Origin of the sequence: Sphingomonas endophytica, from assembly GCF_001476895.1 — a bacterium.
Taxonomy (GTDB): Bacteria; Pseudomonadota; Alphaproteobacteria; order Sphingomonadales; family Sphingomonadaceae; genus Sphingomonas; species Sphingomonas endophytica_A.
The window spans coordinates 1-565 of sequence record NZ_LDTB01000121.1 but is presented as its reverse complement, the minus strand read 5'-3'; the positions used below and the strand labels follow the sequence as shown (position 1 = coordinate 565).

The 565-nt window shown below is 73.6% G+C and carries 1 protein-coding gene; it reads left to right on the top strand.

The annotated features are described in order from the left end of the window. Window positions 1-20: 20 nt before the first annotated feature. Window positions 21-565 (top strand): response regulator (locus tag NS334_RS16265; RefSeq protein ID WP_241492003.1); only part of this gene is annotated, 545 nt, incomplete at its 3' end.

Here is a 565-nt window from a genome sequence, read left to right as displayed (position 1 = left end):
AGTTCGAGGACGACGCGGGCATGCAGCGCCTCGTCTCGGACCACTTCGCCGGTCACGACGTCGCCGTGACCGCGGCGACCGACCGGGCGGAGGCGGAGAAGCGGCTGGCGGAGGCCGAATTCGACCTCGTCGTGCTGGACCTGCGGCTGGGCTCGGAGAACGGGCTCGACCTGCTGCGCGACCTGCGCACCCGGAGCGACCTGCCGGTGATCATCACCACCGGCCATCGCCGGGACGAGATCGACCGGGTGATCGGCCTCGAACTCGGTGCCGACGACTACCTCGTGAAGCCCTACGGCCTGGGCGAGCTGCTCGGGCGGGTGCGGGTCATCCTGCGCCGCGCCGAGGTGGCGCCCGCCCCGGCGCGGGTCCAGGAGTCCCACCGCAGCCGCTTCGCCGGCTGGGTGCTGGACCGGCGCCGCCGGCGCCTCACCAATCCCGACGGCGCGGAGGTCGCGCTCAGCAAGGGCGAGTACGCGCTGCTGGTGGCCTTCCTCGACGCGCCCCAGCGCCCGCTGAGCCGCGAGCAGCTCCTCCAGGCCACGCGCGTCCACGAGGACGTGTT